The sequence below is a fragment of the Brevibacillus halotolerans genome (assembly GCF_026891775.1).
Taxonomy (GTDB): Bacteria; Bacillota; Bacilli; order Brevibacillales; family Brevibacillaceae; genus Brevibacillus_B; species Brevibacillus_B halotolerans.
Genome location: NZ_JAPTNK010000001.1, coordinates 508,511 through 533,381 on the forward strand (window position 1 = coordinate 508,511; position 24,871 = coordinate 533,381).

Annotated in this window: 22 protein-coding genes and 2 riboswitches; of the genes, 19 read left to right on the top strand and 3 right to left on the bottom strand. The window is 43.1% G+C overall.

Annotated features, from left to right (window positions below; genetic code table 11):
- The first annotated feature begins 78 nt into the window (after positions 1–78).
- From O0550_RS02210 to bglH, 7 genes are all read left to right on the top strand, one after another.
- Positions 79–453 (top strand): hypothetical protein, encoded by a 375-nt coding sequence (locus O0550_RS02210; RefSeq protein ID WP_096887698.1) that lies wholly within the window; start codon positions 79–81, stop codon positions 451–453.
- A gap of 149 nt (positions 454–602) precedes the next feature.
- Positions 603–1,478 carry an iron uptake system protein EfeO gene (efeO, locus tag O0550_RS02215; protein ID WP_181747064.1) on the top strand — a complete coding sequence of 292 codons (876 nt, stop codon included), beginning with the start codon at positions 603–605 and terminating at the stop codon, positions 1,476–1,478.
- Positions 1,479–1,484: 6 nt separating this feature from the next.
- On the top strand, positions 1,485–2,801 hold the full coding sequence (gene efeB / locus O0550_RS02220) for an iron uptake transporter deferrochelatase/peroxidase subunit (protein ID WP_068792018.1): 1,317 nt from the start codon (positions 1,485–1,487) through the stop codon (positions 2,799–2,801).
- Between the two features lie 37 nt (positions 2,802–2,838).
- Positions 2,839–4,602, top strand: coding sequence for an FTR1 family iron permease (locus tag O0550_RS02225; protein WP_258425563.1), 1,764 nt, complete (start codon positions 2,839–2,841; stop codon positions 4,600–4,602).
- 160 nt (positions 4,603–4,762) lie between these two features.
- Complete coding sequence (gene licT / locus O0550_RS02230) at positions 4,763–5,596, top strand: BglG family transcription antiterminator LicT (protein ID WP_003338887.1); 834 nt, start codon at positions 4,763–4,765, stop codon at positions 5,594–5,596.
- 346 nt (positions 5,597–5,942) lie between these two features.
- Complete coding sequence (locus O0550_RS02235) at positions 5,943–7,829, top strand: beta-glucoside-specific PTS transporter subunit IIABC (RefSeq protein WP_258425564.1); 1,887 nt, start codon at positions 5,943–5,945, stop codon at positions 7,827–7,829.
- Positions 7,830–7,912: 83 nt separating this feature from the next.
- On the top strand, positions 7,913–9,328 hold the full coding sequence (gene bglH, locus O0550_RS02240) for an aryl-phospho-beta-d-glucosidase (protein ID WP_258425565.1): 1,416 nt from the start codon (positions 7,913–7,915) through the stop codon (positions 9,326–9,328).
- Between the two features lie 370 nt (positions 9,329–9,698).
- Here bglH and O0550_RS02245 read toward each other — a convergent pair whose 3' ends face one another.
- Positions 9,699–9,920, bottom strand: coding sequence for a helix-turn-helix domain-containing protein (locus O0550_RS02245; protein WP_003334928.1), 222 nt, complete (start codon positions 9,918–9,920; stop codon positions 9,699–9,701).
- A 364-nt stretch (positions 9,921–10,284) separates the two neighbouring features.
- Positions 10,285–10,396, top strand: a riboswitch (TPP riboswitch).
- A gap of 228 nt (positions 10,397–10,624) precedes the next feature.
- On the opposite strand from O0550_RS02245, the gene thiT reads away from it, so the two are divergent.
- Both thiT and O0550_RS02255 read left to right on the top strand, forming a co-directional pair.
- Positions 10,625–11,191, top strand: a complete 567-nt coding sequence (thiT, locus tag O0550_RS02250) for an energy-coupled thiamine transporter ThiT (protein ID WP_181747060.1) — start codon at positions 10,625–10,627, stop codon at positions 11,189–11,191.
- Positions 11,192–11,451: 260 nt separating this feature from the next.
- A complete protein-coding gene (locus tag O0550_RS02255) occupies positions 11,452–12,024 on the top strand; it encodes a bifunctional transcriptional activator/DNA repair enzyme AdaA (protein ID WP_003334925.1) in 573 nt (190 codons plus the stop codon).
- Positions 12,025–12,205: 181 nt separating this feature from the next.
- Here the strand turns inward: O0550_RS02255 and O0550_RS02260 are convergent, their stop codons facing one another.
- Together O0550_RS02260 and O0550_RS02265 are read right to left on the bottom strand one after the other, a co-directional pair.
- A complete protein-coding gene (locus O0550_RS02260; protein WP_242401292.1) occupies positions 12,206–12,724 on the bottom strand; it encodes a hypothetical protein in 519 nt (172 codons plus the stop codon).
- Between the two features lie 107 nt (positions 12,725–12,831).
- On the bottom strand, positions 12,832–13,395 hold the full coding sequence (locus tag O0550_RS02265; RefSeq protein ID WP_003338881.1) for a nitroreductase family protein: 564 nt from the start codon (positions 13,393–13,395) through the stop codon (positions 12,832–12,834).
- Positions 13,396–13,589: 194 nt separating this feature from the next.
- Positions 13,590–13,781, top strand: a riboswitch (cobalamin riboswitch).
- 187 nt (positions 13,782–13,968) lie between these two features.
- Here O0550_RS02265 and cobJ point away from each other — a divergent pair.
- The 10 genes from cobJ to O0550_RS02315 are packed head-to-tail and all read left to right on the top strand — an operon-like array spanning position 13,969 to position 24,857.
- Positions 13,969–15,771: a precorrin-3B C(17)-methyltransferase gene (gene cobJ / locus O0550_RS02270; protein ID WP_258425566.1), complete on the top strand. Its 1,803-nt coding sequence runs from the start codon at positions 13,969–13,971 to the stop codon at positions 15,769–15,771.
- Between the two features lie 13 nt (positions 15,772–15,784).
- Positions 15,785–16,819, top strand: coding sequence for a sirohydrochlorin chelatase (locus tag O0550_RS02275; protein WP_258425567.1), 1,035 nt, complete (start codon positions 15,785–15,787; stop codon positions 16,817–16,819).
- Complete coding sequence (gene cobK, locus O0550_RS02280) at positions 16,816–17,586, top strand: precorrin-6A reductase (RefSeq protein WP_258425568.1); 771 nt, start codon at positions 16,816–16,818, stop codon at positions 17,584–17,586. Before O0550_RS02275 ends, cobK begins: the two co-directional genes overlap by 4 nt.
- 32 nt (positions 17,587–17,618) lie before the next feature.
- The gene (locus O0550_RS02285; RefSeq protein WP_003334919.1) at positions 17,619–18,284 is read left to right on the top strand and encodes a precorrin-8X methylmutase; all 666 of its coding nucleotides are present in this window, start codon (positions 17,619–17,621) and stop codon (positions 18,282–18,284) included.
- Positions 18,281–19,423, top strand: coding sequence for a cobalt-precorrin-5B (C(1))-methyltransferase (locus O0550_RS02290; protein WP_003338877.1), 1,143 nt, complete (start codon positions 18,281–18,283; stop codon positions 19,421–19,423). Before O0550_RS02285 ends, O0550_RS02290 begins: the two co-directional genes overlap by 4 nt.
- Positions 19,389–20,642: a bifunctional cobalt-precorrin-7 (C(5))-methyltransferase/cobalt-precorrin-6B (C(15))-methyltransferase gene (locus O0550_RS02295; protein ID WP_003334917.1), complete on the top strand. Its 1,254-nt coding sequence runs from the start codon at positions 19,389–19,391 to the stop codon at positions 20,640–20,642. The genes O0550_RS02290 and O0550_RS02295 overlap by 35 nt, the downstream gene beginning before the upstream one ends.
- Before the next feature lie 43 nt (positions 20,643–20,685).
- Positions 20,686–21,402, top strand: coding sequence for a precorrin-2 C(20)-methyltransferase (gene cobI, locus O0550_RS02300; protein ID WP_258425598.1), 717 nt, complete (start codon positions 20,686–20,688; stop codon positions 21,400–21,402).
- 5 nt (positions 21,403–21,407) lie between these two features.
- Positions 21,408–22,229, top strand: coding sequence for a precorrin-4 C(11)-methyltransferase (cobM, locus tag O0550_RS02305; protein ID WP_003334914.1), 822 nt, complete (start codon positions 21,408–21,410; stop codon positions 22,227–22,229).
- Positions 22,226–23,431 carry a cobalt-precorrin 5A hydrolase gene (locus O0550_RS02310; protein ID WP_096887680.1) on the top strand — a complete coding sequence of 402 codons (1,206 nt, stop codon included), beginning with the start codon at positions 22,226–22,228 and terminating at the stop codon, positions 23,429–23,431. Before cobM ends, O0550_RS02310 begins: the two co-directional genes overlap by 4 nt.
- The gene (locus O0550_RS02315; protein ID WP_258425569.1) at positions 23,421–24,857 is read left to right on the top strand and encodes a cobyrinic acid a,c-diamide synthase CobB; all 1,437 of its coding nucleotides are present in this window, start codon (positions 23,421–23,423) and stop codon (positions 24,855–24,857) included. Before O0550_RS02310 ends, O0550_RS02315 begins: the two co-directional genes overlap by 11 nt.
- The last annotated feature ends 14 nt before the right edge of the window (positions 24,858–24,871 follow it).

A 24,871-nucleotide genomic window follows, 5' to 3' on the forward strand; every position in this document is an offset into this window, starting at 1 on the left:
AACGTTTTTATCCCAATAAAAAAGAGTGGCCATCAAAGGAATGGTCGCTCTTTCTTTCATCATGAAGAGGTGAGGCTTGTGTTTTATCATGGCATTCATGACAAATATGTTATTGAGCATTACCCAATCTTATCGCCCCGACGGACGGCTCCCTATAAGCATGGCAAGGATTTAGCCGACAGAATGCATTTAATTGAGCAGTTTGGTCTTGAACCGATTCATTTATTAGAAGAGAGCAGGGAGTATTCACAAGATATTTGCTTACGAGAGTGTTGTCGCTTCGGAAATATGGTTTTTTCCTTCCAATCTTTACCCACTCCTGCATGGCAATTAAGCAAGCATGAAATAGGGGTTCCCATTCTTGATTTGCGAAAAACAGTAGCTATTTATGCTACACAGGAGCACGAGTCAATCAAAAATTTATTTCCATCCATCCCTTATGTCATCATATAATTCTTAGTAAAAGCTTGTTATTACTAGGAACTATCGTTTGTCAATAGACTTTGAAAGTGAGAGCAAAAAAGCTATTGATAATGATTATCATTCGTATTATAATGTGGTACGAACTTATTTCTATTTCTAACAATTAAGGGGAGTACTTCATGAAAAAGTCTATTTTTACTCTATCAACAATATTTGTAGTAGGTGCATCACTTCTTGGATGCACGCAGCAATCTCAACCAACACAAGCAGATAATAAGGTTGCTCAAACAGATGCTGCACAAAAGGTAGAAGAGAAAAAAGATGCGAAAGATACTTTAAAAGGTGTAACTGAAGCATATCGAACCTATTCTATTGATCAGATCGATCAATTTGTGGTTTCTACTGAAAAATTCGTAACGGCAGTAAAAACAGGGGATATGGAAACAGCGAAGAAACTATATGCTCCATCACGCATGTACTACGAGCGCATTGAGCCAATTGCAGAATCCCTAGGAGATTTGGACCCTAAAATTGACGCTCGTGACGGCGATGTACCAAAAGAAGAATGGGGCGGCTTCCATAAGATAGAGCAAGGTTTATGGGTAAACAAAACAACAAAAGGCTCTGAAAAAGTGGCTGATCAGTTGCTAAATGATGCGAAGCTATTGCGTGCTAAGGTAGAAACAGTAGAAGTGACACCAGAGCTTCTAGTAACAGGCGCGGTTGATTTGTTAAATGAAGTATCATCCTCTAAGGTAACAGGAGAAGAAGAGCGTTACTCTCACACTGACTTGTATGACTTCGCTGCCAACGTAGAAGGAGCGCAAAAAATATATGAGCTGTTGCAACCAGCCTTGGTAGCAAAGGATCAGAAGTTATCAGATGAGATCAAAAAACGTTTTGATGATGTATTTGGATTATTGGCACCTTTCAAAAAAGGGGAAGATTATGCTTCTTATACTGAATTAAAACCAGATCAGGTCAAAAAACTTAGCCAAGCAATTGATGCACTTGCCGAGCCACTGTCTAAAATTGGTGTTGTGCTGGAGGGATAGGCATCTATGAAAGAAGAACGTGAGAAAAAACATCACGAGCAACAACAGAACACAACTTCTGATCAAAATGAGACAAAGGTTTCGCGTCGAGATATGCTTAAAATGGTTGGGGTTGGAGGACTTGGACTTTTAGTCGGAGCTAGTGGAATGGGCGGTGTCATTGCTGCAGCTAACCACTTACAAGGTAAATCAGACAAGACAAAGGATAAATCAGGTCGTATGAAAGCTGATACTGTCCCTTTTTACGGAGAATATCAAGCAGGTATTACTACAGAAACGCAAAACTTTGTCTATGTAGCAGCTTTTGACTTAACGACAACCAAACGCTCTGATGTTATAGCGCTTTTTAAAGATTGGACCAAAGCTACAGAAAATATGACACAGGGCCTGCCAGTGGAGGATACGAAAACAAGTCAGTATCTCCCGCCGGTGGATACGGGGGAAGCAGAAGGACTTTCTGCTTCCCAGCTTACCATTACATTTGGTGTTAGCGCTCAGTTTTTTGTCAAGGACGGCATTGATCGTTTTGGGATTAAAGCGAAACGTCCGCAAGCTTTAATCGAGCTGCCGCACTTTGCACAGGATGCTCTTCAGCCCGAATGGACGGGAGGAGATATTGTTGTTCAAGTATGTGCAGATGACCAGCAGGTAGCGTTTCATGCCTTGCGCAATCTGATTAGACGAGCGAGAGGCATCGCGACTATGCGCTGGAATCAAGCCGGCTTCCAACGTACCAAGCAGGCTGATCTAAAGGGTGAAACGGTGCGTAACCTGTTTGGTTTTAAGGATGGCACAGGTAATCCTAATGTGAAAGACCCGGCACAGCTTAATCAACATGTCTGGGTACAGTCTAGTGATGGGCCAGATTGGATGGCAGGCGGTTCCTATATGGTTTATCGCCGCATACAGATGCGTCTTGAAGTTTGGGATCGTACGAATTTGAGTGATCAAGAACTGACATTTGGCCGACATCGAGATAGTGGTGCTCCCCTAGGAGGAACAGACGAGTTCGAACCGCTACAGCCTAAGAAATTACCGGATGTTTCCCATGCCCGAATTGCGCATGGAGATGGTTCTATCAAAATTTTACGAAGATCCTATTCTTATGCAGATGGTATGGATGGGAAAACGGGAACTCTTAACGCCGGCCTCTTGTTTATATGCTATCAGCGAGACCCGATTAAGCAATTTATTCCGATGCAGCACCGTTTGGCGAAGAATGATAAGTTAAACGAGTATATTGTTCATCGCGGAAGCGGGTTGTTTGCTTGCTTCCCAGGGGTAAAAAAGGGAAGCTATATAGGTGAGGGCTTGTTCCAGTAGTAACATAGATCTATAAGGAGTAGGAGTTGTGAGCCCCATGTGGTTTTTAAAGAGTAAACAGCGTATGTTAGCCATGTTCATGCTGGCTACTTTTTTGATGGCTGTAAGTATGCCAGCTTGGGCTACAGAAGCGACAGATCGCCTTTTTGTCACGATGTCTGATGCCTTCTTGAAGACTAAAGAGCAGGATTGGCCTCATGTAGAAGCGACGATCACTACGTTTGCAGGGGAATGGACGAAAGAGAGAACCGATATCCCTCAAGCCAAAGAGGTTGACAGTGCAATAGCGCACGTACAGGCAGAGTTACAGAAAGAAACAAAGGATGATAAGGCCATTTATGCTGGTCTACAACAACTGTCCAAAGCCCTGAGAACTTACGAAGAAACAATAGCTCCTCCCAAAAAAGAGGAGAATCAACAGAAACTAAAGGATGTCCTTGCCCAACTGGAAAAATGGCAAAAGGATGTCAAGCAGCAAAGCCACCCAGAGATGCTGAAGGCCTATCAAGCCTTGGATAGAAATTGGACGAGAGCAGAATTAATTGTCCGCAATAAAAGCATCATGGCATACGGTGATATTGAGAAACAAATGGCTTTTGTACGCATTGCGTTAAATGCCGAACCGTTGGATATGAAAAAGGTAGCTGAAAAAATGGACGGACTCCACCAATCTATCCAGGCATTTTTAGATGGAAAAACAAGTGGAGACGCTCCGACAGAAGGGACTTACTCTGTTCAAAGCTTGTTGGATTTGCTTTCGACCACAATCTCTGCAATAGGGGCCAATGATAATGCTACTGCTATTGATACCCTTAATCAATTTTTAACAATTTGGCCACTGGTCGAAGGTGAAATTATGACGAGGGCACCTAGCTTGTATGCAAAAGTGGAGAATGAAATTCCATTAGCTATTAGTGAACTTAGCTCTAAGGTTCCCAAGACTTCACAGGCTACTGATCGCTTGACTCAGCTACAGATTGATCTTGCTCCCTATGTATCGAGCGGCTCTTATCATATGTGGGATGCAGCGGTGATTTTATTACGCGAAGGATTTGAGGCTTTAATAATCGTAGCAGCCTTACTTTCCTTTCTGAAAAAAACCAACCACGCCCATCAACAGAAATGGATTTGGGCAGGTGTGATTGTTGGAATTATATGTAGTGGTTTGTTGGCTGTTGGTATCCAGCTATTCTTTTCTCAAGCGACAGCAGGTGCTAGCCGTGAATACTTAGAAGGTGTATTCGGAATTGCGGCTGTTATCATGATGGTGCTGGTAGGGAATTGGTTACACAATAAGTCCAACATTCAAAATTGGAATGTTTATCTTAAAGGTCAGGTAGAATCGGCAGTTGCTAAGGGCGGGCTATGGGCCATGGCAACCGTTAGTTTTCTAGCAATCTTCCGTGAAGGTGCGGAAACCGTTATTTTCTATATTGGTTTAGCTCCATCCATTACGATGAAGGAATTGCTAGCAGGGATTGCCCTTGCGTTAGCTATCTTGTTGGTTGTCGGATTTGTGCTGATTCGTTACAGTGTAAAACTGCCGATTCGCTTATTCTTTACGACGGCCACAGTTGTTATTTATGCGCTAGCCTTCAAAATTGTCGGAGTCAGTGTGCATGCATTGCAAATCACTAAATCCTTACCTGTTCATCCGATAAGCCAACTACCATTGTGGGAAGGAATTGGTTTTTTCCCAACCATGGAAACTGTGCTGTCACAGGCTGTTTTATTGATAGTTGTATTAGGGGTGTTTGCTTGGACTCACAAACGAGCTAAAAATCCCGTAATTCCTGCATAAGAGCAATAGGAGAAAAAAGAGTCCGATCAAATTGATGATCGGGCTTTTTCTCTCTCTTTTCATTTTCCTTGACCTCTCCTGAAAAGAAAGGTACGATCAAAAAAAAGATCAGGAGCGATTGTAATAAACATTTGGTTTATCCTAAGGGAGGATCGTCAGCATGAAAATAGCCAAGGTTATTAACAACAATGTGATCAGTGTATACAACGATCAAAATAAAGAACTGGTGATAATGGGCAGAGGAATTGCCTTTCAGAAGCGACCAGGCGATAAGGTTGAAGAAGACAAGATCGAGAAAATTTTCAAATTAGAAAATAAGGATATCTCCGAGAAGTTTAAAACACTGCTTTATGAAATTCCGATGGAGTATATGGAAATCTCTGAGAATATCATTAACTATGCCAAAATGAGCTTGGGCAAAAAGCTAAATGAAAGCATTTACGTCTCCCTTACGGATCATATTTATTTTGCCATTCAGCGTAACAAGGACGGATTAGATATTAAAAATGCCTTGCTTTGGGAGATCAAAAGATTGTATCAAGATGAATTTTCTGTTGGACAAAAGGCAATCAAACAGATCAATCAGAAATTAGGAATTACATTACCAGAAGATGAGGCTGGTTTTATTGCTTTACACATTGTAAATGCCGAATTAAACGAAGAAATGCCAACGATTGTTACAATAACGAAGGTAATGCAAGAGATTTTAAATATCGTTAAATATCATTTCAATATTGAAGTGGACGAGGAATCCTTGCATTATTACCGGTTTATTACCCATCTAAAATTTTTCGCTCAACGTTTGTGCAAGGAAACCCATATGGAGAGCAGCGACGATTTCTTATACGAGATGGTCAAAAGCAAATATAAGGAAGCTTATGAGTGTACGAAGAAAATCAAGCGATACATTCAAAAGGAATATAAGCATGAGTTAACAAATGAAGAAGTGCTTTATCTAACGATTCACATCCATAGAGTGGTAAATAAAAAGTAAAAATGAAAGCGTTGACATTATCAAGAGGACATGATATTTTATAAGTAACTTAATAAGACAAGTTCTTATTGATTAGGATTGTTACTGGTTAAGCAGGCAAAACCTAAATGGTTGTCTATTTATATGGACAGCGATTTAGGTTTTTTTTAATTTCATACTACTAGGATTGTTACTGGTAAGCAGGCAAAACCTAAATGTTTATTCATGTACAGACATGTTTGTCGATACGTGGGTAGATGTTTGGGTTTTTTTTATGAGATGATGCGAAACTTTTGATCAATTGGGCCCATTTGAACAAGTGCATTGCTTTTATCTCAGTCATGTTAGGAAAAGGATGTGTTTTTCTATGGATAAAGAAAAAGTAGCAAAGGAAATAGTAGCGCTTGTTGGAGGAAAAGAAAATATTGCACACGTTACCCATTGTATGACCAGATTACGCTTTAACTTGCATGACGATCAGCTTGCTGATAAAGAGAGTCTGGAGAAGACAAAGGGTGTCATGGGTACCATGAAAAGTGGAGGTCAGTTTCAGGTCATCATTGGAAACGATGTTGCGCAGGTTTATAAAGAGATAATGAAGAGTAGCGATATAGCTGCAAGCATACAAGGAAAAGAGAAGGGGATGCAAAAGAAGCAAAATCCGATAAGTGCGATTTTTGATGTCATTGCAGGGGTGTTTACACCGATTCTTCCAGCGATAGCTGGGGCAGGGATGATTAAAGGTCTCTTGTCTTTAGCGGCAACGTTTGGCTGGATGTCGCCCGATGACAGTACCTATCAGATACTAAATGCGATCGGAGACGGTGCTTTCTACTTTCTACCGCTTATCTTGGCTTTTAGTGCGGCAAATAAATTTGGAAATAATCCTTTTATTGCTGTTTCTGTCGCAGCCGCCGTTCTCCATCCGCAATTGACAGCCCTGTTAGGTACAGGGCAAAGTACGAGCTTTATGGGGATACCGGTAACAGCCGTTACCTATGCTTCATCGGTTATCCCAATCGTCATTACGATCTGGCTGGCATCTTATGTGGAAAAATTCGTAGATAACCTAATTCATAAATCAATGAAGCTGATTTTAGTACCCATGCTTACCTTGCTTATTGTAGTACCACTCATGCTTATTGCCATTGGACCAATTGGAACGATTATTGGAAATGGACTTGCATCAGGCATTATCGCGTTGTTTGATCATGCAGGATTGTTTGCGGGAGTGCTGCTTGGCGGAACAATGTCTCTTATTATCATTACCGGCATGCACTATGCGCTGATACCAATTATGATTGGTTCCGTAGCTCAGCTTGGCTACGATTACATTCTTCCGATTATGTTCGTCGCTAACCTAGCTCAAGCAGGCGCAGCCTTTGGCGTATTCTTAAAATCACGGAACAAGGAATTTAAATCAATTGCCATGTCTACAAGTATCACAGCAACCATGGGTATTACGGAGCCAGCGATGTATGGGGTCAATATGAGATTGAAGAAACCGTTCATCGCGGCGTTAATCGGTGGAGCAGTCAGTGGAGCCTTTATCAGCTTATTTAAAACAAAAGCTTATATTGTAGGCGGAAATGCAGGATTGCCTGGGTTGCCGATCCTCGTTGGGGAGACGTTCTGGTATGCGATTATTGGTCTTATCATTGCTTTTATTGTTGGAGCAGTCATGACATATATTCTAGGCTTTATTGATATACCAGCCAATGAAGATCAGGAAGAGTCGAAAGAAACAGCAGAATTCATCGGATTAGAAAAAGAAGGAACAACAGATAATACGCTTGTTCAAAATGAACAGATTTGCAGCCCAATAGCTGGTGCTGTTCATCCTCTACAAGCGGTCAGTGACCCCACCTTTTCTAGAGAGATTATGGGAAAAGGATTAGCGATTGAACCCGCAGAGGGACGTGTTGTTTCGCCAGTGAATGGAACTGTCGTCTCCATTTTTAATACGAAGCATGCTATAGGGTTAATCAGTGATGCTGGAGCAGAGGTATTGATTCATATTGGAATAGATACCGTTAAATTGGGGGGCAAACACTTTACCGCCCATGTAGAGACAGGTCAGCAGGTCAAGGTAGGGGAACTGCTCATTGAATTCGATCTACAGGAGATTAGACAGGCAGGCTTTGAAACGATAACACCTGTGATCATCACGAATACAGACCAATATCCAGAGATCGAACCTTCGAGTCTAGCTGAAGTAAAAGAAAAAGAGCTTTTGCTTACCCTGCGAGTCTAAGGAATCTGAATTGTTGATCCATCACCTTGTTTATATCGAAATTTTGCATAGATGCAATTCTACTTATAAGGAGGAAATAAGTTATGACGAAAATCGTGAAGAAATTTCCAGAAGGCTTTCTATGGGGAGGAGCGGTCGCAGCTAATCAGCTAGAGGGCGCTTATCAAGAGGGTGGCAAAGGTCTTTCAACAGCAGATGTGTCACCAAGAGGCATTATGTATCCGCATGATGAATCAATGGAAGGCTACTACCCTTATCATGAAGCGATTGATTTTTATCATCGCTATAAAGAAGATATTGCCTTGTTTGCAGAAATGGGCTTTACATGCTTCCGCACCTCGATAGCTTGGACAAGAATTTTTCCGAATGGTGACGAGCTTGAGCCAAACGAAGAAGGTTTGAAATTCTATGATCAATTGTTTGATGAAATTAAAAAATACGGTATTGAGCCGGTAGTAACGATCTCACATTATGAGATGCCGCTTTATCTGGTGAAGCAGTATGGAGGGTGGAGAAATCGGAAGTTAGTTGAATTCTATGAGCGTTTTGCCAAAACACTCTTTAAACGCTACAAGGATAAAGTGAAATACTGGATGACGTTCAATGAGATTAACGTTGTGCTACATGCGCCATTTACGGGTGGTGGACTTGTATTAACAGAAGGTGAGAACGAGAAGAACGCGATGTATCAAGCGGCTCATCATCAGTTCGTGGCAAGCGCTTTGGCTGTAAAAGCATGCCATGAGATCATTCCTGATGCTCAGATTGGTTGCATGCTGGCTTATTTGCCAACCTACCCACTAACAAGTCATCCAGAAGATGTATGGAAAGCATTTACTACGGATCGGGAGACCTTATTCTTTACCGATATTCAAGTGAGAGGCTACTATCCATCCTATACGAAGCGCTATTTTGCTGAAAATGATATTCAAATCGTCATAGAGGAAGGCGACGAAGAGCTATTGAGCACGTATAAAGTAGACTATCTAGGCTTTAGCTACTATGTAAGTAGAACGGCAACAGTAACCCCTGAAAAAGCTGGAGAGACAAATGGCAATCTCATCATGGGTGGAGTAAAAAACCCGTATTTGAAAGCAACAGATTGGGGATGGGAAATCGACCCGAAAGGTTTGCGTATTGCCCTTAATATTTTGTACGATCGTTATCAGGTGCCACTGTTTATTGTGGAAAATGGATTAGGGGCAGTTGATGTTGTAGAAGACGGGGATGTCATTGTAGATGATTACCGCATTGCATACTTAAAGGACCACATTGCGGAAATGAAAGAAGCGATTGCAGATGGTGTTGACCTGATTGGTTACACAACATGGGGACCAATTGATTTAGTTAGTGCCTCCACTGCAGAGATGAAGAAGCGTTACGGATTCATTTATGTAGATAAGGATAATGAAGGAAAAGGAACTCTGCGAAGATTGAAAAAGAAAAGCTTCTACTGGTATAAAAATGTCATTGCTAGTAATGGAGAAGTATTAGATTAAAATGCTAGAGGCGCTAGGTTTTTTATAACCTTTGCGCCTTTTCTTATTTTGATAGAAAAGTCATAAATAAAAATAAAATATAAAGAGTGGTCTGGAAGTTTTCAAGCATGATATAGTACGCTCTTTACATCCTCTATGAATGGGCTGGATTAATCGGACAATCACGCTCTTTTCTACAAACAAAGCAGTGGATTTTCTTTGCGCCACTAACCGCTTTTATGCTTGCGGTTCTAGGTTTTACTCTAATTGTAAATGCCATGAAGAAGCGATATGAAGAGGCTTATAATCGAACACCTTATGTCTAAAGAATGAAAAAATCCCCCCTTCTCTTCAAGGATTTGAAGAAAAGGGAGACAGTTCACCTGAGCGGTCAAATTTTTAATTCGCCAAGCCTTACCAATTCTACTACGGCTTGTGACCGCCCTTTCACGCCCAATTTCTGCATGACGTTACTAATGTGATTTCTGACTGTTTTTTCGCTAATGAAGAGCTGTCCTGCTATCTCTTTTGTGGTCTTGTCTTGGACCAGGAGTTCAAACACTTCTCTTTCGCGATTAGTTAATAACGGTTTACTTTGGTCGCTACTCTTCAAAACGTGCCACCCCTCCTTGTGGGCTCTACAGGAACAAGGTTGAGGGATACAGTCACCTTATCCTATGTCAGGGGGAGTGTGTTGGTGCCGAAGTAGCAGGCTTTTTAGGCTTTTGCCTTACATACTATTCATAGGATAAGTGGGGGGTACCTCGGCCCACTCAATTTCTGCTTTTTCCCTATATCTTGTAAAAGATCTAGCCTGTTTCAACTGATTTTTCGCTTTTGTTAGATGCAAAGTCATAGAACGTACCATTGAAAAAACAATTATAATGAAGCAAATGACGCTTCAAAGAAGTACTTTGCAAAATAGTAGTAATATGTTATGGTATTATTTGAATTTGTAACATTGAAAATGAAATAAGCATGTACTAAACGGGGGCCGGGCAAATGCGGCTGAGATTGTAACAGAATGCGTTACTGACCGTAGAACCTGAACTGGGTAATGCCAGCGGAGGGAGAGGTAGCTGACTTCAAGTGCGAAAGCTGTAGCTCTATCGTCGAGATAGGGTTGTATCGCCGAGTTGAGAACCATCCGTCTAGGGTGGTTTTTTTTTGTGTGTAAAACATGAAAAACGCTCTTTATATTCAACTGGCTGATACAATTTGCTCTAATTTGTATTTATAGTCTATATAAACTTGAGTTGGACCCTTTCTATTTCTGCTGCTTACATACATACTGCATCAGAATGAGGAGGAATTGAAATGTCACGAACACGACTGGTTATCATGATGGAAATAGCTATCATGGCAGCAATAGCTGTTATTTTAAGTAAGGTAAAGCTGTTTGCCATGCCTCAAGGGGGAAGCGTATCGCTGGTAATGGTACCGATAGCTCTCTTGGCGTTTCGCCGTGGTTGGGTAGCAGGCGTAATCACAGGCGGGCTAGTAGGCATGGTTAAATTCTTTTTTGGTGGCGAGATGGTCCATCCGATTCAAATGGTGTTAGATTATCCTCTATCCTATGCCGTGCTAGGCTTTGGTGCGTTCCTGTACGCTAGTAAGACACAAAGCAAAGCAACAAAAATTGCCTCCATCTGGGGAGGATTGCTAGTGGGAATTGCGTTATGCTTGGCTATTCGCACGACTTCAGGAGCTGTTTGGTTTGGGAGCTATGCCCCGGAAGGAACACCTGCAACACTTTATTCCTTCAGCTATAATGCAACTTATCTGATACCTGAGTATGTGATTACGGCTTTGGTCGTTACATTACTAGCAAATGGGGCACCTCAATTGTTTCAGCAGAATGCGGGCGCTTATCGACGTACATAATAAAGTAGTTTATAAAAAAGCGAAGAGAAGGGAGCTACTTCCTCTCTTGGCTTTTTTTAATATTAGTGAAAATAAAAGCGGTTTGTTACAAAAAAATATTCGTAAGAACGTGAAAAGGCACGGTTTTTTATTATGGAAAAAGTTACATAATTGTGAAATTAAGAAAAAACTATCGAAATTTTGCTCTTTCATTCCCAGTTGCTTACTAGAAGTAAAAACATTACGTTATACTGAGGATTGAAGGCTAGGAGGGATCGTGGATGAAAGAGGAGTTCTGGAAGGCGATAGTAGAATGCGATCCAAATTATGATCAACTATTCTTTTATGGCCTTAGCACGACGGGTATTTTTTGCAAGCCGTCATGCAAATCAAGGACACCCAAAAGAGAGCATGTGAAGATTTATTATGCGGCGTCCGATGCCATTGCTGCAGGTTTTCGTCCTTGCAAGCGTTGTAGACCATCTGAACCAACCTGGAAATCAGCGGAAGAAGATGCGGCGACCCGTTTGCTAGAGATGATTCACGATTGCTATAACCAACCCGTAACTCTGCGTGAAATGGCGTCACGTCTCTATGTGAGTCCTTTTTATTTGCAGCGTTGTTTTTCTCGTTGTATGAAGATAACGCCAGGGAAATATTTAACGCGCATCCGAATAGATGAAGCGAAGAAGCAACTACTAGAAACAGATCGAAATGTTTCCATGATTGCAAGCAGAGTAGGTTTTCGTAATAGTGCCTATTTTGCCGCTGTTTTTCAGAAAGAAACAGGTTGTACACCTACTCAATACCGCTTACAGCAGAAGAAACAGGGAAAAACAGGGACGACACGCTAAGTGCATCTGCTGTATAACGGGAGAACATACATATAAAAAAAGAATGGAAGAACAGAGTTGAAAGCGTTTCTGTATGCTTGCAGAAACGCCTTTTTGTACGAGGAAAAGACAGATAAAAAGCACCTCCTGTCATGTTGCGAGATTCGCAAACTAAGAGGTGCTTTTTGTCGTGTCTACATTTTTACCTTCTCTCACCCATGATGCGCTCTAAAACATAATCGACTGTTACAGCTAATATGCCAACAAATAAGGGAGTTAATGGTGTTAACAAGACACCAGAAATCCATGTGGTATTCACGAGATAAAAAATGAAGGTCGTTGCTAAAATTTCAGGTATCAATTTCCAATTTCTTGAGATATGTAGTCTTTGCATTATGTATAAAAGGACTGGTTCAAGAATTAGTTCGTACAGCATTAACATGAAAAAGGAGACGACTGCAAAGGAAACGAGTGTCCAGAAATCAGATTTGTCGACAAACATAGGAAATAGAGTGCCGACTGTCCAGAGAATCGTAACCAATAAGAACACGACGATAGCGCTTGAGAATAAAACCAGCAAAGTTGCAATAGCGATAGCTAGACCATTAATCCAGAATCCGCCTTGCTGTCGATCCCCACTCGTCACAGCGCGTCGAAATAAAAAAAGTCCCGCTGTCGCACACAAGCCCACCAGTATGGCAAAAGTCATGTGGTTTGTCATATGTATCATCACCTACTATAAAAATAATACGTAGCAGGTGAGGGAAATGTTACAACAAAGCGGGGAAAAATGTAACCTTTTTGTAACCGTTCGAAATATGCCAAAGTTTACTCGACCCAGGTTGTTTTTTGAGTGATAGGCTTTCGAGCAGTTCGAGGTGTGGCTTCATCAGTTGGATAGCCAATAAATAAGGAACCAATTACTTTTTCTTGATCAGATAGGGACAAGAAGGCTTTGAGACGTTCATCTCTAGCTAAACCTACACCACGTGTACGCCATACAAAACCTAGACCTAGCTCAGAAGCCATCAGCCACATCGAATGAATAGCGCAGCTTACAGCATAATCATTATCAAGCGAAGAAGCTTCGTCGCCTTCTATGATTTGGGATGTAGCGACTATAATGAGAGGGGTGGCCAGAACATTCTTCATGGATTCTTCTACTAAATGAGGTTTGGTAGGAAAGCGTTCAAGCAAGAAATCCTGAGCTAGCTGGTTAAACCGTTCCTTAGCAGCGCCTCGAATGACATAGAAGTGCCAAGGCTCTCGCAAGCGATCATTGGGTGCTAATATAGCTGCTTCTAGAAGCTGCTCGATCTTTTCTTTTTCTACAGGGCGACCATCGTAGGCGCGTATAGCTTGACGTTGTTGTAAGGTGTGTAAGAGGGACATGTTTTAACAACCTTTCTATAATATGTTAATTATGATACTGTATATTCAAATATATTTTCCTCTATGCATAAAAATAGAAGATTTCTAATAGTATGTCAGTATACGATCTTCTTTCACCTCTTGTCCAGTCCCGTGTGGGCTAGACAGAAAAGTATGGACAATAAAATGCAAATTGGATTATGATAGAACTAATCACATAAGCTTGGGAATAAAGGAATTGTTACATGAGAAACGATTCACATGGGGAAGTTGGTGAAAATCCAACACGGTCCCGCCACTGTAATTGGAGAGCCCGTTTTTGTCACTGGATATTATAAATTTTCAGAAGACGAAAAGGAGCAGAATATTCCAAGAGTCAGGCTACCCTCTTTATTCTAACAACACCGTCAGACCTACGGCAGATGGGGAGGTGTTATGAGAGCAGTTTTGCTACAGAAGGGAATATTCCTTTCCAAAAAATAACAAGCTCATCATAACAGCACTTCTCACGTAAGTCAGACGGGGAAGCGCTGTTTTTTTTATTGTATAAAAATGTAAGGTTGATTGCAAATAAGGATAGGGGGCTTGGAGTAGATGGAGAAAGGAAAAATTCTACTAATTGGCTTTGGACCAGGACATCATGATCACATTACGCATCGGGCAAAAGAGGCTATCCTAGAATGCGAAGTGATAATTGGCTACAACACTTATGTAGATTTAATTCGAGAGCTTATTTCAGACAAAAGTGTCGTGCGTACTGGGATGACAGAAGAGGTTAGCCGTGCTCAAGAAGCGGTAAGATTGGCTGAGTTAGGTCAAGTTGTTGGCGTTATTTCTAGTGGGGATGCTGGGGTATACGGCATGGCCGGACTAGTTTATGAAGTCCTAGTCGAAAAAGGCTGGACAGAATCTACTGGGGTGAAGGTAGAGGTTGTACCTGGAATTTCATCCATTCAGTCTTGCGCGTCTTTATTGGGTGCTCCCATTATGCATGACGCTTGCACAATCAGCTTGAGTGACCATCTTACACCGTGGGAAACGATTGCTAAGCGTGTAGAAGCAGCTGCTTCTGCTGATTTTGTCATTGCGCTGTATAACCCGCGCAGTGGTCGCCGTACACGACAAATTGTAGAAACACAACAAATATTATTAAAATATCGTTCTCCTGAAACGCCAGTAGGAATCGTAAAGAGCGCCTATAGAGATCGAGAACATGTTGTAATTACAACACTTGCAGACATGCTACAGCATGACATTGGAATGCTGACAACAGTAATCATCGGGAACTCGACTACCTTTGTTTACGACCAAAAAATTATTACTCCGCGCGGATATCAACGTAAATATACGTTAAATCGCATGGATCAACCGTTAAAACCTCATGAACGCTTGCAGGAGAAGGCAGAGCCTTGGGCGCTTCACAGCCAGCCTCAGAGTGGAAATCCGGTATCTGAGTCATCTTCTGTGCAAGAAGTGGCTGTAGCGACTTCACCGCAGGCTACAATACAAGAAGCTCAGGTTTCTGATTCCGCACCATCAGCGGCGATGGAAGCCCTTTCAAATCCCAGGCAATTCTCAAGGGAAGTAGAACAGAATTCTTTTCAGGAAGAGACAGAGAGCTTTCAAGCTCCTAAACAAGCGGTAAAGGCCTTTCAATTAGCGATGGAAGCGCTTGCGTGCGTTGATGAAAAGACAGCCTTGGAGTTAAATCAGGGTATCACTCCACCACCTCGCCCGTTTAGCGGAGTTGTTGATATTTTAGAGCTAGGCGTTTCGCCTGGTGTAGCTCGTAAGAATTTTACCTCTGAACAAATGCGTCTATTGGCCGATTTGACCAAGGATGGCGGAGAAATGATGTACAGCATTGAGCATCAAATTATTCTTCGCTTACCGCAGGTAGATCCAGAGCAGGTCACGCAACAATTAAGAGCAGTTGGCTTTCAATTGTTTCCGATCGGGGCTAGTGCGCAGGTGAAAGCTTGTGATTTTTGTGATTTAGAAAAGGATGAATCGATCCCTGTAGCTGAGGAATTAGGTAGACGATTAGATGGTCTAGCTGTGCCAAAGGATTTAAAAATTGGCTTTAACGGCTGCGGAATGGCTTGCTATGGTGCAGTTATGGAGGACATTGGTCTTGTATACCGACGTGGCGCATATGATGTGTTTTTAGGTGGCAAGCGTATCGGACGTAACGCTCATCCTGGACAACGTATAGCTGAGGGAGTTCCAGAAGAACAGATTATTGGACTTGTAGAACGGATTGTGGATGAGTATAAGACAAAAGGTCATATCGAGGAACGATTCCATAAATTCTTTAAACGTACAGGGCAGGTACTTGAATACCGCTATCAGGAATTCGTAGCTCCATTGCAGATCGAAGAACCGTGTGGAGATTAAGGGGGGGAATTTTTTGAACGGAATACTTTTTATCGGTCATGGTAGCAGAGATGCCGAGGGAAATGAGCATCTTCTACAGTTTACACAGCGAGTTACTGAATTGTTACAGGAACAAACAGACGTGACACTGTATGAGACTTGTTTCTTGGAGTTAACCAGACCAACCATTATGCAAGGTGTGCAAAAAATAGTAGAACGTGGAGCTACCACTGTAGCAATGGTACCTTTAATGCTGTTTCAAGCAGCCCACGCTAAACTGCACATCCCGCATGAAATAGACGAGGCTAAGGCGAAATATCCCCATGTAGATTTTCGTTATGGGCGCCCCATAGGTGTGCATGAGGACATGGTGCAAATTTTGCGGGATCGCTTACAAAATACAACTGCCTATACTCCACTAGAACCGGCTAACAAGGATAGTGCCATTCTTTTAGTAGGTCGTGGTAGCAGTGATTCAGATGCAAACAGCGATCTTTGTAAAATAGCCCGCTTGTTATGGGAGAGCACAGGGGTAGGTAACGTTGAAGTGGCGTACATGGGCGTTACCTATCCGACAGTGGAAGAAGGATTAGTCCGTTGTGTAAGACAGGGAGCTAAGCAGATTTATGTCCTTCCTTATTTGTTATTTACGGGTATCCTGTTAAAACGTCTAGAAGAAAACTTACAACAGTTTCATCAGGACTTCCCTGATATACATGCCTCGATGAGCGAGGCATTAGGCTTCCATGAACTGCTAGAACAAATTGTAGTAGATCGTTCTATAGAAGCATTACAGGGACGGGCATTAGCCAACTGCGATCTTTGTCAATTTAGAAAACTTGCTGTATTCGATCATCATCACCATCACGACCATGATCACGACCATGATCACCATCATGACCATGATCACCACCATGATCACCATCATGACCATGATCACCACCATGATCATGATCATCACCATGCAAACGGACATAGCCATACCCCTGTAACCCAAGATGGGCATACAGCCTGTAGCAAGGAGTCTCAGGCTACAGAAGCTGATGATAAACGGGGGGTACGTGTATGATCCTGTTTTTGGCAGGGACAAGTGATGCACGCGAATTGGCTGTCCTTTTGAAGTCTACTGGTGTTGATCTACTGGCAACGGTTGTTACCGATTCTGCCGCTAAAAGCTTGGAGGACGAGGGAATTACGACGCGAGTAGGAAGACTACCACTAGCGGATATGATTGCCTTAGCCAAGGAACAGAAGGCTACAACCATTGTGGATGCAAGTCATCCTTTTGCAGAAGAAGCATCTAAAAATGCGATGGCTTGCGCAGAAGAATTACAGCTTCCTTACATCCGGTATGAAAGGGAGACCCGTAGTTATGTTGACCATCCTAATGTGCTCATAGTGGAAAATTATGAACAAGCAGCATTGGAAGCACAACAAAGAAAAGGCGTAGTGATGCTAACTACAGGAAGCAAAACGCTTGGAACGTTTACGAAGCATTTGCTAGGTGATCCCGAGATTCGTTTGATTGCACGAATGCTGCCACGTAAAGACAATATGGAAAAATGTGAAGAGTTAGGCGTAGAGCAAAAAAATATTATTGCCATGCAAGGTCCTTTCTCTAAAGAATTGAATGCCGCTTTGTATACACAATATGGTGTTACTACAATGATTACAAAAGAAAGCGGTAAGGTAGGCGCTGTAGACGAGAAGCTAGCGGCAGCCCTAGAGCTTGGCATCTATACCATTATGATCGACAGACCGAAACTCGTGTATGGAGAGACGCATCACACATTTGAGAGCGTTTTGAAAGCGTTACGAACACAGGCTACGGTCTAAAAAATAACGGAACCAAAGAGGGGAGAAATCATATGTCATCGCAATTTCATACGGAGTTTAAACCAATCACGATTCAACCACAAGAAATTGAATCAAAAAGTTTTGAAATGATTACAGAGGAGCTAGGTCCACATCCTTTTACGGATGATCAGTATCGTGTGGTGCAACGCGTCATCCACGCAACAGCCGACTTTGATTTAGGGCGTAGCATGAAGTTTCATCCTGATGCAGTAGAAGCGGGCATTCGCGCTATTCAAGCCGGTGAACCAATTATTGCAGATGTTCAAATGGTTCAAGTAGGCATCAGTAAGCCACGACTAAAGGCGTTTGGTGGAGATGTACATGTTTATATTTCTGATGCTGATGTCATGCAAGAAGCGAAAGCCGAGAATACAACTCGTGCTATTATCTCTATTCGCAAAGCTACAAGCCAAATTAAAGGTGGTATCTATGCGATTGGGAATGCTCCTACTGCACTGCTTGAATTGATTCGTCTTGTGAAAGAGGGTAAGGCCAACCCTTCATTGGTTATTGGCGTACCAGTTGGATTTGTATCTGCAGCTGAATCCAAAGAGGAATTAGCGAAGTTAGATATTCCATTTATCACGAACTTGGATCGCAAAGGTGGTAGCCCAGTTGCTGTTGCCGCGGTTAATGCGTTGTCCATTCTAGCAACAGAACGGAGCGAGCGTGCATGACTAATGCAAAGGTAGCGGAGGCAGAAAATGAGAAGCCACTTCGTCACGGATATACAACAGGTTCCAACGCTACCGCCGCCACGAAAGCTTCCCTGCTAGCCTTACTTAGCGGGGAAGAAGTTTCGGAGGTGGAAATTCTTTTGCCTAATAAGGATCGGGTCACGTTTCAAATGGTATCTCAGGAACGAGGAGAAAATTGGGTGGAGACTGGTATCATTAAGGATGGTGGAGATGATCCAGATGCCACCCATAAGGCCCTAATTTTGTCACGTGTTTCTTGGCATGCAGATAGCGGTATTCATTTGGATGGCGGAATAGGTGTCGGTAGAGTTACAAAGCCCGGATTGCCGATTCCGGTAGGTGAAGCAGCTATTAATCCTGTTCCACGAAAAATGATTAAGGGCGTTGTCCAAGAGCTTTTAGATGAATATGAAATAGAAGATCGTGGAGTCAGCGTTGTCATTTCAGTGCCAAATGGAGAAGAGATTGCTAAGAAAACGCTGAATGGACGGTTAGGAATCGTTGGAGGTATCTCCATTTTGGGGACCCGAGGAACGGTCGTACCATTTTCAACGGCTGCTTACAAAGCATCGGTAGCTCAAGCTATTCAAGTAGCGAAGGCAAGCAACTGCCAGGCTATTGCCATTACAACAGGTGGGCGCAGCGAAAAAACAGCGATGGAACAGTATCCGGATTGGCCAGAAGAATCGTTTATTCAAATGGGAGATTTCGTGGGCTTTAGTGCCCTTATTGGTAAAAAGCAAGGATTTACCCACATTTCCATGGTTGGAATGATGGGAAAATTGTCTAAGGTTGCTCAGGGAGCAATGATGGTGCATTCCAAGGGATCTTCTGTTGATTTTGAATTTTTGGCGGAGGTAGCCAGAGAAGTCGGTGCAAGTGAAGAACATATTGCAGAAATACAGAGAGCCAACACGGCCATGCAGGTGGGCGAACTCATGAGCCAAGCGGGAAACTCCGCTTTTTTTAACTTATTGGCATACAAATGCTCCGAACAAATCAATAAGCACGTCGGCGGAGGCATGGTTATAGAAACGGTGCTCACCACATTGAAAGGCGAACTGTTGGGAAAGGCGGTAGTAGATGACACAGGTAACGATAATCGGGATCGGGGATGACGGTGCTCAAGGTTTATTTCCCCAAGCTATTGAACTGATCAAACAAGCGCAATTGCTGGTAGGGGGAGAGCGACATTTAGCCTTTTTCCCAGACCTTGACTGTGAGCGCTTTGCTTTGAAAAGTGGTGTGCTAGCGGCAATTGGCGAAATAAAACAAGCGGTAGCAGCAGGTAAAGAGGTTGTTGTGCTTGCTTCTGGAGATCCATTGTTTTATGGGATTGGAGGTTTGCTCACCCGCAAACTCGGTCGTGATGTCGTGCAAGTGGTACCGCATTTGAGTAGCTTACAGCTTGCTTTTAGCAAAATGAAGGAAGCTTGGCAAGATGCTCATATTGACAGTGTACACGGTCGCCCAATGCTTGGATTAGCACAACGTGTGAATGGCAAGTCTAAGGTGGCTCTATTAACGGATAAGGAAAATACTCCGGCAAAAGTAGCTCAGTATTTACTGCGTTTTGGTATGGATGAATATGAAGCGTTTGTAGCGGAGCGGTTAGGAAATAAAGAAGAACGTTGTCGGTGGTTTACGCTTGTGGAATTGGCAGAGACAGAGTGCGACCCTTTAAATGTCATGATTCTCAAAAGAAAAGAGAATGCCTCACCTGTGAATTGGACATTGGGCATTCCTGATGAAGAGTTTGCTCAACGTAAACCAGATAAGGGACTCATTACGAAAAAAGAAGTGCGGGTAGCAAGCCTTGCTGAGTTGCAGATAAAACCTGACAGCATCGTCTGGGATATCGGAACAGCGACTGGTTCGGTAGCGATCGAAGCAGCGAAGCTAGCCCCTTTGGGAGCTGTGTATGCTGTAGAAAAGAATGAGCCAGATTTAGAAAATGCTCGCGCGAATATGCACAAGTTTCGTACGGATATCACATTTATCAATGCGAAGGCCCCTGTTGGATTGGATGAATTCCCTGATCCAGATGCGATCTTTGTTGGGGGAAGCGGTGGCGAGCTGACAGAGCTAGTCCAGTTATTTGCTAAGCGCCTGCGTCCAGGTGGGCGTGTAGTAATCAATGCTGTTACCATCGAAAATTTAGCAGATGCAATGCAGGCATGCAAAGCGGCGGGGTTTGACGTATCAGTCACTATGCTGCAGGTGTCGCGCAGTAAACCAATTTTGCATTTAACCCGACTTGAAGGGTTAAATCCTGTCTATATCATAACTGCTAAACACAAAGCCAAGGAGGAGAATAAAGATGAGCAACATGACTAATACAACTCTTGAAAATCATGAAAATACACTGACAAATAATCCGGTGAATACCTCTGTTGGGACTTTATATGGAATTGGAATTGGACCTGGGGACCCTGAGCTTATCACAGTCAAAGCGTTCCGTCTGATGAAGGAAGCGGATGTCATCGCGTATCCTAAAAAGCGTAAAGGCGGCAAAAGCTATGCGCTAACGATCGTGGAGCAGTATACGGATGGTCTTGCAAAAGATCTGTTAGGATTAGTGTTCCCGATGACGAAAGAGGAAAACGTTCTAAAGAAACAATGGGCTCAGACAGTAGCTCAGGTTTGGGAGAAGCTTTCTCAAGGAAAAGATGTTGTATTTGTAACAGAGGGAGATCCAAATTTATATAGTACGTTTATTCATATGGCTCGTCTAATGAATCAATTGCATCCAGAAGTGCCAGTGGTATCAGTTCCAGGTATTTCCTCAGTGCTGGGAGCGGCTGCCCAATTAAACATTCCATTGGCTGATGGAGATGAGCAGGTTGGTATCATACCGGCAACGGAAGATCGAGAATCTATGCGTAGAGTTTTGGAGCATCATGATACTGTCATTTTCTTGAAAGTAGCTAAGGTGTTAGATATGATGATTGGCTTGCTAGAGGAGCTAGGTATGGCAGACTGTGCGTCTGTAATTACCAAGGTGACATCTGGTGAAGAGACGATCTGGAAGGACGTTCGCCAGTTAAAAGGGAAAGAGCTTGAGTATCTTACACTAATGGTAGTACGGAAGGGATGAATGACATGAACAAACCTAGCGAACAAATGACAAATACAGGGCTTGAGCCTATGGTTTATATTGTAGGAGCTGGACCAGGCGATCCAGACCTAATCACTGTAAAAGGCTTAAATATTCTTCAAAAGGCAGATGTAGTAATTTATACCGACTCTTTAGTAAACGATGAATTAATTGCTCGTGCTAAACCCGAAGCAGAAGTAATCAAAAGCGCGGGACTTGCGCTTGATGAAATGGTAGAAATCATGATTGAGCGAGTTCGGGCAGGAAAAAGCGTTGCTCGCGTTCATACAGGTGATCCGGCAGTGTACGGAGCCATTTTGGAACAAATGGTGATCATGAAAAAGGCGGAGGTTTCCTTTACCATCGTTCCGGGAGTAAGTTCTGTATTTGCAGCGGCGGCAGCACTACAAGCAGAGCTAACCGTTCCTGAATTAACACAAACACTGATTTTAACACGAGCAGAGGGACGCACACCTGTACCAGATCGAGAGCAGCTTAAGGATTTAGCTAGTCACCACTGTACAATTGCACTATATTTAAGTGCTACGCTGACCAAAAAGGTTGTTCGTGAGCTGGTTGAAGCTGGCTGGAGTGAACAAACCCCTGTAGCGGTTGTGCAAAGAGCATCATGGCCGGATCAAAAAATTGTTCGTACAACGCTTGAGCATTTGGACAAAGATATGGCGGCAAATGGAATTCGTAGTCATGCCATGATTTTAGCTGGCTGGGCACTTGATCCAATGCTTCATGATTCCTCTGAGCATCGCTCCAAGCTATATGATAAGACCTTTACGCATCGATTCCGTAAAGGAGTGACTAACGGATGAGTGAGGGTACAGGAGTAGGAAGGCAGACAGGAGTCGAGGTAAATACCCCCGTACCTGCTGGACGTACCCCAAGCGAGATCGTACAAAATCCGGAGCAACTACCATACGCCATAGTTGCGATTACCAAGCATGGGGTAGAGAAAGCTCGTCACTTGCATCAGGTGTTACCTGGTTCACATTTATACTACATGGAAAAATTCATGGTAGGAGATGAGCAAGAGCGAGATATTCGTACGTTTACAGGCTCTGTACGTCTATTGTTTGCTGACTTTTTTAAGAAATATAACGGTCTCATCTTTTTCATCTCGCTCGGAGCTGTTGTCCGAATGATGGCTCCGGTATTGCAGGATAAAAAAGTAGATCCAGGTGTTGTAGTCGTAGATGACCGAGGAGAGAATGTCATCAGCGTATTATCAGGACACCTTGGCGGAGCGAATGAGCTAACTCGTGAGATTGCGAGATTACTAGATGCCAATCCAGTGATTACTACGGCATCAGATGTGCAAAAAACGATTCCTGTAGATTTGTTTGGACGTGGCTTTGGCTGGGAGTTAGATAGCTTTGAAAAGGTAACTCCCGTAAGTGCTAGTGTGGTCAATGAAGAAAAGGTAGCCATTATTCAAGAAGCAGGGGAAAGCGGCTGGTGGCCTTATCCAGATAAGCCACTGCCGGGGCATTTTCAAGTGTATCATTCCATGGCTGAGGCTTGGAATGATACCTTTCAGGCAGCTTTGGTCATTACGCCACGTGTATTAACAGCAGAAGAGCAGACCCGCTTTTTAGAAAATGGAGTTGTCTATCGTCCAAAAACCATTGTACTTGGCATTGGTTGCAATCGTGGGACATCTGCGGAGGAAATCGAACAAGTCATTTTACAAACCTTAGAGCAACAGGGTCTTTCGGTTAAAAGCGTACGCAATATCGCAACCATTACATTAAAGCAGGACGAAGAAGGACTTTTAGCTGTTTGTCAAAAATATGGCTGGAAGTTAATCGCCTATACACCAGAGCAATTAAACGAGATGCCAATGACAGAACGTTCGGAAACAGTGTATAAATTTACGGGTGCCTATGGTGTCAGTGAGCCTGCCGCATTACGCTCCGCTAAGGCAGAGGCTCCCCACTTAGCGAAACAAAAAAGCGGAAATGTAACCTTGTCCATCGCTTTGGTTAACGGAGGAGGTATTTTACATGGAGAGTAAGGAACAGACTTATGAATGTCCACGAATCGTATTGGGAGGAACCAGTAGCGGCGCAGGGAAAACAACATTATCGATCGGATTAATGGCGGCCTTGCGCAAGCGCGGGCTCCAGGCCCAAGGATTTAAGGTTGGTCCTGACTACATTGACCCTACGTACCATACGGCTGCAACTGGCAGAATATCTCGTAATCTCGATACATGGATGATGCCGCCGCAGGTCATGCATGAGGTGTTTCTGCGTGGCAGCCAGTCAGCGGATATCAGCTTGATTGAAGGGGTCATGGGTTTTTACGACGGTAAAGATCCACTTAGCAATCAAGGAAGTACAGCCGAAATAAGTCTATTATTACAGGCTCCGGTCATCCTTGTTCTTGATGTTAAAGCTATGGCTCGTAGTGCGGCGGCGATTGTCAAAGGGTTTCAAGAATTGGAACCATCTGTAAAAATCGCCGGTGTCATTGCAAACCGATGTGGTAGCGCGAATCATTTTAAGCTAGTAAAAGCGGCTGTTGAGCAAATGTGCAATATACCCGTTATTGGATATTTACCTAACGATCCGTCCTTGAAGGTGCCTGAGCGACATCTCGGGCTAATTCCAGCGATTGAGCGCGGGGAGATGGAACCTTGGTTTGATCTGTTAGCCGAGAAAATCGAAGCGACAGTTGATTTAGATCTATTACTGGCACTGGCAAATGGCGCACCAGCCCTAGCAGAGCCTACAGAAAAATTGTTAGCTGGTCCATCTCCTACATCATCTGATCTATCCCCAGTGAAATTAGCTGTGGCAAAGGATGAAGCATTTAACTTTTATTATCAGGAAAATTTAGAGCTACTAGAAGCGTATGGAGCCGAGCTCTGTTATTTTAGCCCGTTACATGGGGAGCTTCCCCCTATGGATGCTGATGGCCTGTATATTGGTGGCGGCTTTCCAGAAGAATTTGCTGAACGCTTGTCGCAATGGACGAAAGAACGGCAAACCTTGCATAGCATGATAGAAGCTGGATTACCTACTTTTGCAGAATGTGGTGGGTTCATGTATCTATGCCAGTCGATCACAGATCGTGCAGGACAACAGCATGAGATGGTAGGCGCCATCCCTTATCAAGTAGAGATGCAACAGAAGTTGGCTGCACTGGGTTATCGAGAAGCGCTAGCTGAACGGGATTCTCTGTTACTTTTAGCAGGTGAAACTGCTCGCGGGCATGAGTTCCACTACTCCAAAATAACGGAGGAGACTACTGAGAATCATGCTTATCAGGTAAAGGGAATGCGAGGCGTGAAAAAGGAAGGCTACGCCAAAGGCAGCTTGTTGGCCGGCTATACACACTTGCATTTTGCTTCTCATCCGGGAATGATTAAGCGTTGGCTAGATTCATGCAGGGAGTATGCAGTGCATAGATCAGCAGTGAACAAAGCTTTTCATTAAGTCAGTCTTATTAC

Coding starts and splice junctions, on each gene's coding strand:
- O0550_RS02265 (WP_003338881.1), bottom strand. CDS start 13,395: ATGTCCCTCTTACACACCTTACAACAACGTCAAGCTATACGCGCCTAC.
- cobM (WP_003334914.1), top strand. CDS start 21,408: ATGAACAAACCTAGCGAACAAATGACAAATACAGGGCTTGAGCCTATG.
- O0550_RS02260 (WP_242401292.1), bottom strand. CDS start 12,724: ATGACAAACCACATGACTTTTGCCATACTGGTGGGCTTGTGTGCGACA.
- O0550_RS02315 (WP_258425569.1), top strand. CDS start 23,421: ATGGAGAGTAAGGAACAGACTTATGAATGTCCACGAATCGTATTGGGA.
- cobK (WP_258425568.1), top strand. CDS start 16,816: ATGATCCTGTTTTTGGCAGGGACAAGTGATGCACGCGAATTGGCTGTC.
- efeO (WP_181747064.1), top strand. CDS start 603: ATGAAAAAGTCTATTTTTACTCTATCAACAATATTTGTAGTAGGTGCA.
- thiT (WP_181747060.1), top strand. CDS start 10,625: ATGTCACGAACACGACTGGTTATCATGATGGAAATAGCTATCATGGCA.
- efeB (WP_068792018.1), top strand. CDS start 1,485: ATGAAAGAAGAACGTGAGAAAAAACATCACGAGCAACAACAGAACACA.
- O0550_RS02285 (WP_003334919.1), top strand. CDS start 17,619: ATGTCATCGCAATTTCATACGGAGTTTAAACCAATCACGATTCAACCA.
- O0550_RS02255 (WP_003334925.1), top strand. CDS start 11,452: ATGAAAGAGGAGTTCTGGAAGGCGATAGTAGAATGCGATCCAAATTAT.
- O0550_RS02235 (WP_258425564.1), top strand. CDS start 5,943: ATGGATAAAGAAAAAGTAGCAAAGGAAATAGTAGCGCTTGTTGGAGGA.
- O0550_RS02290 (WP_003338877.1), top strand. CDS start 18,281: ATGACTAATGCAAAGGTAGCGGAGGCAGAAAATGAGAAGCCACTTCGT.
- O0550_RS02295 (WP_003334917.1), top strand. CDS start 19,389: ATGACACAGGTAACGATAATCGGGATCGGGGATGACGGTGCTCAAGGT.
- licT (WP_003338887.1), top strand. CDS start 4,763: ATGAAAATAGCCAAGGTTATTAACAACAATGTGATCAGTGTATACAAC.
- bglH (WP_258425565.1), top strand. CDS start 7,913: ATGACGAAAATCGTGAAGAAATTTCCAGAAGGCTTTCTATGGGGAGGA.
- O0550_RS02310 (WP_096887680.1), top strand. CDS start 22,226: ATGAGTGAGGGTACAGGAGTAGGAAGGCAGACAGGAGTCGAGGTAAAT.
- cobJ (WP_258425566.1), top strand. CDS start 13,969: ATGGAGAAAGGAAAAATTCTACTAATTGGCTTTGGACCAGGACATCAT.
- O0550_RS02225 (WP_258425563.1), top strand. CDS start 2,839: ATGTGGTTTTTAAAGAGTAAACAGCGTATGTTAGCCATGTTCATGCTG.